Below are 14,456 nucleotides of genomic sequence, written 5' to 3' on the forward strand. Positions count from 1 at the left end.
CCGGAATTGCGGAGGTGCCGTCGGATCCCATGAGGACAACGCGAACATTCCGCGTCGGGTACATGAAACCGGTAACGATGCCCCCCCACTTGAGCATCATCGTGATCGAGTCAGTCTAGACGGCTTGCCCGTTGAAATCCATCCTCAAACAAGAAACTAAGTTCGTAATTGATATCTTCTTAATTTTGCGCTGTTGTGAACCACACGTCATTCAACCCGGGCGACCTGCGCTAGCAAACATGTCCCGCTGGCCGTGGAAAATATCGTGCTTGCAAAAGGTCGAGTTTTCTTAAGTTATTCAGTCACCAGAATATGGAATTGGTCGGACAACGAGCGAAGGCTGCTGCGGGCCTGTTTTCCTCGAATATGACAAGCCCACATTCATGAAGGGCTTCTCGAATATTTGGTAGCTAACGAAGGCGAATGGAACCAGCGCGAGGAAGCAAAGCAAGGCCCAGACCTGTCCAATGTAGTAGTAAGAGATATTCATGATGTGTCGTTGGACGAAGTCTGCCATGAAGAATACGACGTAGAAGTGCCAGAGATATATCGAGTAGGAATATTTGCCGATCTTTGCGATGAATCGCGACGGCAATCCGCGGGAATGTTGGAATGAGCCGTCGTAGTAGGCAATGAGCGCGCTAAAGAAAGCGCCTTCAATCGTAGGGAGAATAATCCAGATAGGAGAGGGCGAGGGGTATTGCGGCATTCGGTAGAAGCCGCCCATCCGGTCAAATAGATAATAAAATACGCAAAACACGGTCCCTAGTACCAGAGCAACGACGTGTTTCCTGATGATCATAGAACGGTAGTGGTAGGCCAAAATTCCAAATACAAATTGGTCTAGGCGGCCAGCGAGCGTCCAGTAGGCGGGCCAGAAAACGGTACCGTTCCTGATGAATAAGAACGTTCGTAAGGCGACTGCCAGGAATATCGCCACGAAGAGCAGCGCTGGCGATTTCCGGCAGAGAAACAGCAGAAGCGGAAGTAGAAGATAGAAGTGGAATTCCACCGTCAGGGACCACGCACCATTGGGCAGTGTCGGTTCGATAAGACCAGTCGCAAGGCTCCTTAAATAGCCAACGAGGTCAGCTCCAACGACATACTCCCGCATGCCCTCCACTACCAACATCGCAAAAAGTAGCGGCAGGAGCCGGGTCGCTCGACGTGACAGGAATGCAAGGTAGTTTACCGATCTCCCGTCGAGAATTTTCGCGAACAGATACCCGCTTAGTGTCATGAAAAGAGCGACGCCTGTATGCCCCTCATCCAGCAGAGCAAGCGGGAAGATCGATGGCGCACCTTCAAAAGGAACTGGGTAGCCGTTCGCGTAATGCAGGAAATGCCAGCTGAAAACCATAAGTGCCGCAAGCGCGCGAATATGATCGAGACCTAAGTCCCTCGTTCGTTTTTTGGTTTCGGTCATCGCTCGAATGGGTCAGATGAGAATATTTGTTTGGGGGCTATACCAATCGAGAGAGCATTTCAATTCCCTACTCGATGAGGCCTGGATTGTTCAAATTGGCTACAGTGACCACTATGGGGCAGCTGATCTTAATAACCCCCCGGCTGCGGATGGGTCGCGAGCCTCAGGTCTCTCAGGCCGCGATTGCCGTCGCGGTTGCCGGTTGCGGCGACCGCGGTGAAGATGCGCTCAGCATCGTCATACATTTTGAGATTGAGGTAGCAGTATCCGCGCAGCACCATCAGGTCCACACGCTCCTGCTGAAGCTGCGAGCGCTGGTCGAGATAGAGGAGGGCCTCATGGTACCGCTTGCCCGAAAACGCCGAGAGCGCGCGATCCGAGAGAATGGCCACCTGTAATTCAGCGGCGCGCTGGTGGTTCATGGGGGCTTTGGTCGCCGCGACGGCAGCGTTGTTGGCAAGCCCGGCTCGCAGATAGGCGAGGCTTTGCCCATAGGCTGCCTCCTCGCGCGACTTTGGGTCGGTATTGTTCAACGCGACGCCAAAGGCTTCTACAGCTTCCATCGGTCGATTGAGGTTCATCAGGCACCAGCCGCGCGATAGCGCGTTTGCCGGCGTCAGCAGTTCGGCACTGATCGTGGTTGTACAGCCGGCCGGACTGCGTGCGCCGCGCACGACCGTCCTGGTGCGGGCTTCCGCTTGATTGTATTCGACTGGTGGCGCGCGGCGAACGGGCGCTGCGGGCTCCGCGGCGGCCTGCGCGTTGACGGGTGGTTGCGTGATGGGGACCAGAGGCGTTGCTTGGGGAGCCGCCAGAGGCTCGCTTTGGAGCGATCCCTGCGGCGCGATCTGCGGTGTTACCTGGACTGTCTGGTTCGGAGAGGGCAGTGGTGCAGAGGTCGGCGTGCGCGTCGCCGGCTCACCGAGAACGGCGATACGCTGCGAACGGCCTGCCCAGAGCCGCTGGACTTCGGCGACACCTTGCCGGTCGTTCAGCTGATTGCGGGTGATGGCCAGTCCATAAGCGGATGGTTCGTCATCCGGCTTCCAGCGAAGCGCCGTCTCGAACCAGCGCGCCGCAGCCTGCGGCTGGTTCAGCGAACGGGCATACCATCCGAATTGTTGCGCCGTCGGAACGTATTTTTGCTTCACTACTTCGCCGGCCATTCGTCCAAGGACGTCCTCGCTGAGATTGGCAGGCGGCTGTAAGGCCATCAGATTGGCGGTGGCGGCAAGATAGGTTGCCATCGCGTCCTTGGATTCGTTGCGCCATTTGTACATCGCCTCTTCGGCCTCTTGCGGCTTGTGGTCGGCGATCAGCACCAATGCCAGGCCCTGCGAGATTGCTGCGGAATCTTCCTTGGCGTGCGCGGCCTCGAACCACTGCTCCGCGTCGCTGTAATTGCTGCGGCGCAGATAATACCAGCCGAGAAGCGAATCATCGGATGCTAGCCCCTGGCTGCGGGCGACGCGTTCGACCTGCGAGAGATAGTCCTGAGAGACGGTCAGTTTCGGATCGTCATTGCCCTGCGCCACGAAACGGCGTGCAAGGTCGGTCCTTATGCTGTCGAATTCCCGCCCGCCATTGCCGTCGGGTTTCTCGAGGGCCAGCAGGTCCTGCATGGGCTGATAAGACAGCAGTGCCGCGGCTTTCTGGATGGTCGCAAGCCTTTCCTGCGGATTGGTGCAGCTCTTCAGCATATAGGTATAGGCGTCCTGCCCGCGCTTGACCCGATCCGTGCGGATAAAGGCTTCCGCCACTCGCCACAGAATGTCTATGTCGCTGCAGGTGAGCAGGCTCTGCGTGTTGGCGGCGATGTCGATGACAGTCGTATATTGCTTGAGATCGGAGGCGTTGACGAGGCGTGCGCGCGCTTCGGCGACGTCGAGGCGTTCCAGCAGATCGGCGGGCGGCTGCCATCCCGCTTCCGCGGTCTGACGGTCGGCGATCGCCTTGCGCAGCTCGGCATAGCGGCCTTCCGAATAGAGCTGCCACATGGCTTCCAGCTGCTTGTCGCTGTTTTGCGGAACGGCAAGCGGATCGGCCGGCGGTGTCCAATTCGGGTAAAGCGTTTGCAATCTGGAGATTTCGGCCTGCAGCCGCGCCTTGTCGCCGCGGCTGGCGAAATAGCGCAACGCGCTTTCGTCCACCTTCGGCGGGCTAGCCGGTTGAGCCTGGCCCGACTGCTGCTGTGCCGGTTGTTGCTGAGCAGCTTGGGGTGCCGTCGACTGCGGTGCGGCCTGTGCCAATGCATCAGGCGCCGGCGCATTCGCTTGGGGATTGCTCGGCGCGTCGGACAGGACGGCGGATGGTGCCGTCGCCTGAATGCGGTCGGCGACCGCGCGTAAATCGACTGTTTGTTCCGTAGCGCCGCCCGGCTTGATATCGGCGACAAGCAGAGTCTGCGGCTCCAGGCGGCTCGATTTCGCCAGCTTGATCTTGTCTTCAGGCGAGACATGATCCTTCGTCGCGAGGGTGAAACCCGCCACGGCCACTGCCATAAAAGCCATGATCAAAGTGGATTTTATAAGCACTCCGGGTGTTTCTCCGCGACGAAAGCCAGGCTCAACAATTGCAAAGTGGACGGGTAGTAAAGGGACGGCGCGAACTGCCGAACCGAGGTGGGTAGTTTCGTTCCGTTAACCACACACGCCACAACATCGTTAACAATTCTATAACCGGGGTCGGTAAGCAGCTGTTTTGGCTTGCCCGTTGCCAGATCGATCGTGCCCGGTACGCCCCCTTCGACGGTCATGCCTTGTCGCAGCCGTGTCAGCAAAATCTTGTCGGCTATCCCGGCTCGCGCCAGGTAGAGCGGTATCCTGATGGCATTATAGCCAAACTCCGCCTCGAAGCCATCGGCAGGTTCCGGCATTGCGCGCAGGCTCACCCAATCGGCCGGCAGTTTGCGCGGGCCGAACTGCATTGAGCGCAACAGGGCAACGCCATCATCCGTCAGTTTTTGCCATCGATCGGAGGGCGCCAGCAGCGCCATGACGGGGATAGCCTCGTAAATCCAATAGGATGGATTGATGATGGGGCCATCCTTGCGGCCCGGGGCCTTGTAGCCATCAACTCCGGGAAGGAGGAGCGTCCGGCCATCGGAATCGATCACGACATGGGAAAGAAGTGCCTTTGCCATGGTTGCGGCGACCTGCAGATAGTCCTTCTTGTTCCATGCCGATCCCGCAAGCGCCAACGCGTAGGCGATCAGGAGGTCGCCGTCGGAGGCATTGTTCGTGTCTGTTATATGCGGCATGACGGCGGGATCCCATTTCCAGGCCGCCAGGCCATCGTCGCGCAACAGCAATTCGGTTCGTGTGAAGTACCAGATCTGCTCGAAATCGGCCGGGCTATTGGCGAGATAGGCGAGCAAGAGGCCGTAACCTTGACCTTCGCTGTGGCTGACGTTGCCGTTGCCATTGTCGATGATACGGCCGCTTGCATCGAGGAATTTCGTTTTGTAGGCGATCCAGGCTTCCGGATCGATCGCAGCATGTTGAGCTGCGACCGGTTGGGCTACCGCCAGGATGACAGCGCCGCAGATTGCAAGGATGAAGCGCCAGCGTCTCATTCGCGCCTGCCGATCTTCGAGAGAATGCTTGCGGTGCTGACGCCGAGCAGCAGCGAACCGATCACGAGCAGGAAGGCGTAGGACAAGATATTGCTGGAAAGCCAGTTGGCGGCGATCAGGCGATAATTGGTCAGCGACCAGGGCTGCGACATGACTAAATCGAAGCGGCTGACAGGCACCGTGTCGATCTTTCCCGTCTTGCCGGAATAGACAGTGATGCGACCGCTGATTTGCGGCCAGTCGAGTTGCGACGTCATGGCCTCCACGCCAGCCCGCAGATCTGCGGCGCTCGGTGCTGTGATCACGGTCCAGGTGGCGTCGTTGGTCGAGTTGGCTTCCTGGGCGATCAGGAACGTATTGGCATTCGACGGCGTAAACACCTGCTCCGAACTCGGCATGAAGCGTAGCGAACTGAGCGAGATATCGAAGTTGCGATGCATCCATTGCTGGAAGCGGTCGAATTGACCCTGCAGCAGACCACCGCTGATGCGGGAGCGCCAATCCGCGATCGTGACGGAGGCGTCCTGCGTGCCGGCTTGCCCTAGAGTGGGTGGACGCCAAGACACTTGGCTCGTCGCCGCGATATTCATTTGCGAAAGGATCGTTGACGGCAGTTGGGAGATCGAACCGATGAAGATCGCGTTGCGGCCACTGATCGTGTTCGGCGAGGTAGTCGGCTCCACGGAGACCGGGTGTCCCGCAACGATCGCCATCTGTCCGAGCAGGGTTGCGGTCGCCGACAGCGTATCGGCATCGGCCCGATCGATGAAGAGGGTGGTCGGCTCGGTGTCACGATTATAGGGATAGCCGGTTCCCGCAAACGCCGCCAGGTTGGGGCGCTGTGCGACCCTTGCAAAATCCGGCATGCGGAACTGGCTTGTGTCGAACAGCGCAAAGCGCGGCGTCGTGCTGGACGTGGCGGCGGGCGCGCAGGCGGTATCCTCGTCGGTCATTAACATGGCCTCGAGCGTCAATGTATTCAGGCCCGGCTTGAAATGGCGCATGGTGATGCGGATGGGCAATTGCCGGAAGATGCCACCGCCGCTGGCAGTAATCGGTTTCGTCGTGGCAATGCTGCCATTGACGTAAACGTCGATATGGCTGCCAGGGCGCACGTCCTTTGCATAGGCGGCGTCCAGCAGGATGGTCGCTTCCCCATAGGCATTCGCATAGAAGTCCGAGGGGATCGCCACGTTGAAGCTGGTGTGGAAGCGACGCCCGGAGAATTCCGTCGTCTTCACGCCCAGTTGCTCGAAGGAAAGGCTGGTGCCGGAGTAGATCAGAGGGGCATCCGGCGCCGTCCATCGCTGTGTAACCAGCAGATCGCGACGGGTGCCAGGGTCCCTGTCGGTCGGTGAAACGACCATATCGATCGCGGCAGAGATCGCCTGCCAGGATGGGCCGCTGATGAGCAGAAGCTGCTGGCCGCTGCGCGGATCGGTCGCGAATGTCGCCAGCGCGCCGCTCTGTGCCGAGGAAGGTGCGGCGAAGACCGGCTGCAGTTCTGCGGGTGTGCCGACGACAACCGTCATTTTGCCCGGTCCCGCCGCCGGTACTCCATCCGTACCAAAGGAGAATGTCTCATTCGGCATGCCGCTGAGGAGCGACAGGCCTTGCGCAAGCCGCAGCAGCGGCTTGGTGGTACCGGGTTGAGCCAACGCCGGCACCACGATATTGTATTGGGTTTTCCCGGCAACATCGACGCCGATCGCGCGGATTGCATCGGTGGTCGACAGTTTCTCAGCCTCGCGGCCGGTGAAGCTCAGATAGGTTTTTTCCGGATCGACATCGGACCAAAGTTCATAAGTCGATTGTATGTCGCAGTCGGTGCGATGGCGTTGTGTCGCCTCGAATGTCAACAGATTGGCGCCCGGCTGCAAGAGCCCTCGCGGAATGTCGAAGCTGACATCCGAAACACTATCGGGCGAACCGATCTGCTGCTGGTGAACTACCCGGTCGTTGAGAAGGACGGTGAGTTGCGATGCTTCAGGAGCGACGACGACCGCGTTTTGATAGGCAAAATTGAATTTCGCCGGTGCCGCCGCCTGTTCGGGCGTCAGATAGATCGACCAGGATCTGCGATCGTTCTCGCCTTCCAGCCGAAACTTCGCGAAGGGGACGACGTAACGCCGGAACGTAGGTGTTGCCGGTGCCGCCTGTTTCATCACCGGTGCCGCCTGCGGTATCACTTGAGCAGGGACGGCCGGCGCCGTCACATGCGGCGCGACAACCTGCGGCGTAGCTGCCGGCGGCACTATCGCTTGTGGAGCAGTCACCTGGGGAGCAATTACCGGCGGAGCGACCGCCTTGGGTGCCTCGGTCTGCGGCGTTGCCGGCTGTGGCGTGAAAATCTGCGGTATGGGCGGCGGCTCGCCTTTCGGCCGTTCGCCCGACATATCGAAGGGCGTCGTTTGCGCCTGTGCGACGGCGGCGCTGATGAGGAAGATCAGTGCTGGAAGGATGCGTCTCATCAGCCTTTCGCCTTCGCGTCCTGCCGTTGCTGCCCCTTTTCGGCCCCGACACCCTTGAAGAGATAGAGCAAGCCCCGGCTGGTCTGGTAGAGCGATAGCCCCAGGAACCACACCGTTCCGCGGAGGATGCCAGGGTTGCGGCGGCGTGCCTGCTGAAATTTCGTCCACTGATCGGAGTTGGCAAAGACGAGATCGGCGATCAGCCGGTGATCGGCTGCACCTTTCGGGACATATTGGCACCCGATGGTCGTGATATCTCCCATCTGCTCGATATTGCGGATGATGACCGACAGCGTCACCATCTCGGTGCCGCTATAGGGCTGGAAGCGGACGATGGCTTCGGAACCGATCTTCACGAGGCCCATGTCCTTGTTGAAGACGTTCAATCTGGCGCCGTGAACGGACACATCCTCGATAGAGGCGGAATTCCATTTGTCGCCGACGCCGAATTCGCTGCGGCGGTCGACCCTGACGCGCCGCGAGGAGGCGCGCTCTCCACGCTCGGAGACGACACCCAGTGCGCAACCGGAGAGGATCAGGTTGATTATGTTCCAGCCGCCGACGACGAGCGTGACATCAGCCTTATAGGGCTCGGCATAGACACGGTATATGGTCACCGCCAGCGCAATGACCTGTACGGCAAATATGACGAAGAATGGGCGGCTGATTTCGGAAAGACGGCTGACGGAGATCGATTCGTCCTTGGCCGTGACCTTGAAGGTCGGCTTGCGGGGGTTGAGCATGACCGAGATGACGGCGGGCAACAGATGTACCGTCTGGACATATTCGTAGAGCTCGGAAATCCACGGCCAGCGGAAGGAGCCATAGAGATAGTTCTGCATCATCAGGTTCACGAGCATATAGGCAAGCGTATAGGCAAGGAATTCGCTGCCTGAGGCCGTGAATATCTCGAGATCGAAAAACAGATAGAAAAGCGGCGCGAACAGAAAAATGACGCGCGGAAACGGGAAGAGCCAGAACAGCGTCGAAGACATGTAGCACAGGCGCTGCGGCAGGGTCAGACCACGCTTCAGCAGCGGGAAGCGGAAGCGCAGGATCTGCATCATGCCCTGCGCCCATCGGCTGCGCTGGCCGATGAAGCTCGCAAACGTGGCGGGCTGCAGCCCGGCGATCAGCGGCTTGTCGACATAGATGCTGTTCCAGCCGGCGCCATGGAGCGCAAGTGCGGTTTCACAGTCTTCGGTAATACTGATGCCGCTGAAGCCGTTTTGGGATTCCAGTGCCTTGCGGCTGAGCACGGCTGCCGAGCCGCAGAAGAAGGCTGCATTCCACTTGTCCAGACCGCGTTGAATGATGCCGTAGAACATCTCGTTCTCGCTCGGCATGCTGTCGAAGGTGCGCAGATTGCGCTCCAGCGGGTCGGGATTGATGAAGAAATGCGGAGTCTGGACGAGAAAGAGCTTCGGATCGTCCTCAAAGTAGCCGACCGTCTCGCGCAGGAAATCGCGCGCGGGCGCGTGATCGGCATCGAAGACAGCGATCAGGTCGCCATCGGAATGTTCGAGTCCGTTGTTGAGGTTGCCGGCCTTGGCGTGTTCGTTGCGCTCGCGCGTCAGATATTCGACGTCGAGCTCCACACATAGCTGTTTGAGCTCGTCATGGCGAGCAATGGCAGCCTGGGATTCAAGTACCTTGGTGGAATTTCGCTTCTGTGCCGTACCGCCGTCGTCAAGCAGCCAGACTCGGAGCTTATCGGCTGGGTAGTCCATCGCCTTGGCGGAGGCGAGCGTATTGGCGAGAAGATTGGTGTCCTCGTTGTAGGACGGCACGAAGACGTCGACGGATGGAAAATTTTGCGTCTTCAAGGCACGGGCCGTGCGCGGGGGCAGGGGTGTGGCGACGATGAAGAGGCTGAGCATCAGCATCGCCACGTTATACATTTCGGCGAGATAGAGCAGCAGCCCCGGGATGAAGTTTTCAAGCTGGTTGATGGGCGGCAGCGTGCTCGTCGTCCGCCAATACACATAGCGCAGCACGATTGCCGTGCCGAAGGCGAGCGCGACAAGCCGCCAGGTGCCCTGACGCTTGAGGATCTTGATGATCGCCATCATCGTGACGACAACGGTGCTGGCGATCAGCTGCGTTTGAAGGTTGACCGGCAACGTTATAAGCACCACCCCGCACAGCGCGATCACGGCCCATATCAAGATGCTGCTTGCTGTCTGCATCGATCTTCCTTCAAGGGTATTGCCAGGCGCCATCCTGGCGCCCCGACGTCGTCCCGCTTAACGGCGGCAAGCTTCAGATATGCCAGCATCTCCGTTACAGTCCGGTAAAGGCACGATGACGCTGCTCCCAGCGGCTGCGGGCGGATGCTGCGCCGTGGTCGCCGGTGCGCTGCCCGCAGCTCCCGTCTGCGGCGTGTCGCCCGGCCCATCGGGGAGCGGCACGCGCGGACCAATCATTGGCGGCAGCGCTGGGATGGCCTGCGGCTGAACGACGACCGGCCGGCGCGGAACGAAGCGGCGCGCTGCCACTGGAGCGGTCTGGTAACCTATGGTGATCGGAGGGGTGCGATAGGCGGCGGCGTCGGGATAAACCGGCTCACCGGGCTTGCCCAAGAGGGCGTCGGCACCCCGCGGAGCTCCGAACGGGTTCAGGGCGGCGCCGTCGAAACGGCCGGCGATCGTGTAGCCGTAGACTGTGCCCAGCAGCTGGCGCTCGGTTGCGTGTGCGTCGCAAAGCCTGAGCCTAACCTGCACCATACCGAAATTGCGCTGCTCCACCGGCGGAGAAAAACCTGCCTGGATCTGCTGCCAGGCATAGAGACAGGTGTCGCCATTTCTGCTTTGGCCTGAAGCATAGCCGAACGGTCCGTAGCTGTTCTGCACGAAGGTCGCCGAGCGTGCCAGCCGTACACCGGGCACGGCGGATGCCATCTCGCGGGCTATCGCGAGGTCGCTGATCGTGTTGTACGGCCTGCTGCCGAGCCCTGGATTGGATCCTGTCAGGCCGAGAAACTGCACCTTGAGGAAATTCTGGCCGGGGACAGAAGACGACGTCGAAAGCGAAATCGTCTGCTCGACATCCTTTGCATGTCTGCGCTCGACCACATTCACGATCGCCGGACCACCGGGGGGCGGAAAGGCCAGCGCCTTGTCATTGTCGACCGTTTCGACGCCGATCGACTGCCTGATGTGACCCGTTGTCGTGCATCCCGCCGTCAAGCCGGCTAACGTCATCAGCGCTATCGTTTTAAGAAGGTGCATCTTGTCGGGTCACGGCAAAGTGTTTCTGTGTAATATTACCCGCTAAATTGCGCGGTGGAGCTGGGAATCAAGTCCTTGTATTTGATAGCACGAATAAGCGGGATTATGGTTAACCAAGGATTAACGCCAGGAATTGAGGTGCCGGATAACGGTATGAAATTCAGCTGGGCGTGACATTCGTTCAAATTTGCACCGAGGCGAACCGCAAAGGCTCGCCCGCGAGCCACTTCTGTTGCAGGCAAATGCGTGAATTTGAGCTCTATTTCGACCTGCGGAACGCAATCTGAACGGCCCTGTTCACGGCGACCGGAAGAACGGACATATGGTTCTCGCCGGGATATTCCTCGAATATCGCAGTTCCTGCGAACGACGCCGATATTGCCCATCGCTGCGCCATGTCACGGGCGAGTTCGATCGTGCGTGTTTCCTTGGCGCGTTCCTGCCTTTTGTGCTCATCGGGCGTGCCCTTGTGGAAAGGCGCGAGCTTCTCGCCTTCATATTCGCCGGACGAAAGGTGCAGCTCGATATCGAGCGGATCCTCAAGATTGTCCAGGAGCGCTCTTTCAGTCGCAAGGATCGCTGCATCTTCCCAGAAGATCGCCGGGCTCGCCGCAATCCAGCGGCTGAAGGCGTCTGGCTTCGAAAACAACGCATAAAGGGCGAACAAGCCGCCGAATGAGTGGCCGAAAAGCGCCTGGCGTGACTGATCGACCGGAACATGGCCTTCCACCCAGGGCTTCAGTTCGTTTTCGATCAGCTTCAGGAACCGTTCTCCTCCGCCTGTCCTGACATCCGGCCCGCCAGGGAAAAATGGCGGATAGGTCCGCCCAGGTGGCGGGCTCAAATCCCAGGAGCGCCTCAGCGGATCGTAGGGTTCGTCGGATGGATAGCCGATAGCGACGATAACGCCTTCACAGATATTGGTTCCGTTTGGATAAGCGGCCTGCACTTTGAGAGCGTCGACGGCGGTTGCAAAGCAGGCATTCCCGTCCATCAGATAAAGAACCGGCCACCCTTCTGGCGGGGGCGATTTATCGGGTCGATAGAGAAAGATCCTGTGCGGCTTATCGGCGTTTTCGAAGGTGATATCGGCAAATGTTGCCCCGGCAAGTGTAACAGGCGTCAGCGGAACCGCTGCATTGAGTGATAACGGGTGAGGCATGGTCTCTCTGGGCGATCGAAAGGGCCGGTGCGGCGCAAAAGAGGCTGCGCAAAAAAAAGATGATAAAATTCCTCATATTATGAGAATCGAAATTTGCCAAGCGGATCAGGAGCTTCAACCTCGTAATTTTACGATGTCCCTCCCTTGGAGGCAACTTTGGTGCGTCAAAGATCCCATATCGACAAAAAAGATGACTATTAAAGTCATGTATTCTTGACGACCACAGCGCCTGCAATCTAATTTGCGCCATCTTTTACAGGAAAGGGCAGGCGAAAAGGGAACATGGGACAAATATTATATAATAATATCAATTATTTGGGAAGAAATTCATTTCGATTGGGGCGCGCTGCCACTGCACTGGTCACCTTGTTTGCGCTGAGCGGCAATGCCTTTGCGCAGGATTCTGCAGCCAGTGAGAATGCGGGCGGCGCGACACAGCTCGCTCCGATCGTCGTCAGCGGCCAGTCGAGCGGCACAAGTGACGATAAGACAGTCGCTGCCAAGAAAAGCCGCGGTGCCACGAAGATCGATACGCCGCTGGTTGAGACGCCACGCGCCGTTTCGGTGGTCACCAAGAAGGAGATCGAGGAGCGCGGTGCGCAGAGCATCATCGAGGCGGTGCGCTATTCCGCCGGCGTCCAGACCGGTATGAACGGCTTCGATCCCCGCTTCGATCAGATCTTCATCCGCGGCAACAACATCACGACAACGGGTGATTTCCGCGATGGCCTGCGGCAACCCTACATGAATTATGGAATGTTCCGCACCGATCCCTATGCGCTGGAACGGGTCGAAGTGATCAAGGGGCCAGTGTCCGTGCTTTATGGTGCGGGCTCGCCGGGCGGCATCGTCAACAAGATCTCGAAACTGCCGACGGAAGAGACGATCAGGGAAGTCGGGGTCGTCTACGGAACATCAGATCGCGCCCAGACCATGTTCGATTTCGGCGGCCCGGTCACCCAGGATGACGATACGATGTTGTACCGGATCGTTGGCCTGGCGCGAAGGGGTGACACCAATTTCGATATTGCCGACGATCGCTATCTCATACAGCCGTCCTTTACCTGGAAGCCGGACGATTCCACTAAATTTACGGTCTATGGCTCGGCGCAGGCGGACGAGACGGATGCCAATGTCGGCGCCATGATCGGTCCTGACGGCAATATTCTCAATCTGCGCGACAGCGATCCCGACTATGACTACCAGAAGACCCGCCAACAGCAGGTGGGCTACCAGTTCGAGCACGAGTTCGACGGCGGCTTCACCTTCCGCCAGAATCTTCGGTTCTCTCATATGGATCTGAGGGCTCGCTATCTCAGCACCTACAGCTGGACCGGCACCGTCGCCCATCGCGGCGCGACCGCAATCCGGGACGCGATGAATGTCTTCCAGGTCGACAACCAGCTCGAATCCAAGTTCGACACGGGGCCAGCCTCGCATACCATGCTGTTCGGCCTGGACTACACCAATGTGAATTCGTCCTTCGGCTACGGCTTCGATGCGACGACCAGCGCCGCTTATGATTTCGACATCTCCAACCCGACTTACGGCGTTTCCGGCCCGACGCCGGACTATAATTATAGCCGGGTCAGCGCCAGCATGCGGCAGGTGGGAGCCTATGCTCTCGACCAGATCGAGCTAGACAAGTGGCGCTTCACGCTTGGTGGACGGCAGACGTGGGTCGATCAATCCAGCGACACGACCTTTGTTTCCTCCGGGACGAGCACGTCCGAAAACATCAACAACAAGGCGTTCTCCGTCCAGGCCGGCGCACTCTATCTTTTTGACAACGGTATAGCGCCTTTCACCAGCTATTCGACCTCCTTCGATCCGGTGACCCAACGATCGGCATCCGGCAGCATTCTGGATCCCACGAAGGGGAAGCAGTATGAGCTGGGTGTGAAGTACCAGCCGCCGGGTACCGATATTCTCTTGTCCGCCGTAGCCTATCATCTCGTCGAGACGAACAAGCCCGTCCTGGTCAATCCCCTGACGCTCGTCTATGCCTCGCTGGGTGAGGTCACCAACAAGGGCATCGAACTGGAGGCCAAGGCGACAGTTGCCGACGGCCTGGATGTGATTGCCGCCTACAGCTACAATCACTCGGAAATCACCGGTGGTGACGACGTCGGCAATTCGCCTTCGATCACACCGAAGCATATCGCCAGCCTATGGACGAATTATGCCTTCCAGGAGGATTCCGTCGCCAACGGCCTGACGGCCGGCGCCGGCATTCGCTACACCGGCGAGACCTATACCAGCACCGCCAACACCTCCAAGAACGACGCGAGCTTCTATCTGGACGCGGCCCTTTCCTACGACTTCGGGGCTGTCGACAAGAAATACAAAGGCCTGACGGCATCCCTCGACGTCCGCAACATCGCCAACCGGCGCCTGACGATCTGCGACAGCGGCTATTGCTATTTGGGTCAGGGCCGCAATATCACGGCATCGCTGAAGTATCGGTGGTAAGTGATTGGCGGGCGCTGCGTATTTGGCGTCGCGCCCGTCATCTCTCCCGCGGTGAATTTGAAGCTTGGACGCCGCGGCTTATCCGCTACCGCACTCAGTGTACTCACCGGCTTATTGAAGC

Annotated in this window: 8 protein-coding genes; 1 reads left to right on the forward strand and 7 read right to left on the reverse strand. The window is 58.9% G+C overall.

Features of this window, described 5'->3' with window-relative positions; translation table 11 throughout:
• Positions 1-298 precede the first annotated feature (298 nt).
• The 7 genes from FHT29_RS33245 to FHT29_RS33275 all read right to left on the reverse strand — a co-directional run bounded on the left by FHT29_RS33245 (position 299) and on the right by FHT29_RS33275 (position 11,863).
• Positions 299-1,426, reverse strand: a complete 1,128-nt coding sequence (locus tag FHT29_RS33245) for an acyltransferase (protein WP_168601100.1) — start codon at positions 1,424-1,426, stop codon at positions 299-301.
• 128 nt (positions 1,427-1,554) lie between these two features.
• Positions 1,555-3,936, reverse strand: coding sequence for a cellulose synthase (locus FHT29_RS33250; protein ID WP_210255631.1), 2,382 nt, complete (start codon positions 3,934-3,936; stop codon positions 1,555-1,557).
• A 14-nt stretch (positions 3,937-3,950) separates the two neighbouring features.
• Complete coding sequence (locus FHT29_RS33255; RefSeq protein ID WP_168601101.1) at positions 3,951-5,000, reverse strand: glycosyl hydrolase family 8; 1,050 nt, start codon at positions 4,998-5,000, stop codon at positions 3,951-3,953.
• Entirely contained in the window at positions 4,997-7,471 is a 2,475-nt protein-coding gene (locus tag FHT29_RS33260) for a cellulose biosynthesis cyclic di-GMP-binding regulatory protein BcsB (protein WP_168601102.1), read from the reverse strand. The genes FHT29_RS33255 and FHT29_RS33260 overlap by 4 nt, the downstream gene beginning before the upstream one ends.
• On the reverse strand, positions 7,471-9,660 hold the full coding sequence (bcsA, locus tag FHT29_RS33265; RefSeq protein WP_168601103.1) for a UDP-forming cellulose synthase catalytic subunit: 2,190 nt from the start codon (positions 9,658-9,660) through the stop codon (positions 7,471-7,473). The genes FHT29_RS33260 and bcsA overlap by 1 nt, the downstream gene beginning before the upstream one ends.
• A gap of 57 nt (positions 9,661-9,717) precedes the next feature.
• Positions 9,718-10,701 carry a cellulose biosynthesis protein BcsN gene (gene bcsN / locus FHT29_RS33270; protein ID WP_168601104.1) on the reverse strand — a complete coding sequence of 328 codons (984 nt, stop codon included), beginning with the start codon at positions 10,699-10,701 and terminating at the stop codon, positions 9,718-9,720.
• Positions 10,702-10,960: 259 nt separating this feature from the next.
• Positions 10,961-11,863 (reverse strand): alpha/beta hydrolase-fold protein, encoded by a 903-nt coding sequence (locus FHT29_RS33275; protein WP_168601105.1) that lies wholly within the window; start codon positions 11,861-11,863, stop codon positions 10,961-10,963.
• Between the two features lie 282 nt (positions 11,864-12,145).
• Here FHT29_RS33275 and FHT29_RS33280 point away from each other — a divergent pair, with 282 nt between their 5' ends.
• Positions 12,146-14,335 (forward strand): TonB-dependent siderophore receptor, encoded by a 2,190-nt coding sequence (locus FHT29_RS33280; protein WP_168601106.1) that lies wholly within the window; start codon positions 12,146-12,148, stop codon positions 14,333-14,335.
• The last annotated feature ends 121 nt before the right edge of the window (positions 14,336-14,456 follow it).

This window comes from Rhizobium sp. SG741, assembly GCF_012275435.1.
In the GTDB taxonomy this organism is placed as follows: domain Bacteria; phylum Pseudomonadota; class Alphaproteobacteria; order Rhizobiales; family Rhizobiaceae; genus Rhizobium; species Rhizobium lusitanum.

Coding starts and splice junctions, on each gene's coding strand:
- FHT29_RS33260 (WP_168601102.1), bottom strand. CDS start 7,471: ATGAGACGCATCCTTCCAGCACTGATCTTCCTCATCAGCGCCGCCGTC.
- FHT29_RS33250 (WP_210255631.1), bottom strand. CDS start 3,936: ATGGCTTTTATGGCAGTGGCCGTGGCGGGTTTCACCCTCGCGACGAAG.
- FHT29_RS33275 (WP_168601105.1), bottom strand. CDS start 11,863: ATGCCTCACCCGTTATCACTCAATGCAGCGGTTCCGCTGACGCCTGTT.
- bcsA (WP_168601103.1), bottom strand. CDS start 9,660: ATGCAGACAGCAAGCAGCATCTTGATATGGGCCGTGATCGCGCTGTGC.
- FHT29_RS33245 (WP_168601100.1), bottom strand. CDS start 1,426: ATGACCGAAACCAAAAAACGAACGAGGGACTTAGGTCTCGATCATATT.
- bcsN (WP_168601104.1), bottom strand. CDS start 10,701: ATGCACCTTCTTAAAACGATAGCGCTGATGACGTTAGCCGGCTTGACG.
- FHT29_RS33280 (WP_168601106.1), top strand. CDS start 12,146: ATGGGACAAATATTATATAATAATATCAATTATTTGGGAAGAAATTCA.
- FHT29_RS33255 (WP_168601101.1), bottom strand. CDS start 5,000: ATGAGACGCTGGCGCTTCATCCTTGCAATCTGCGGCGCTGTCATCCTG.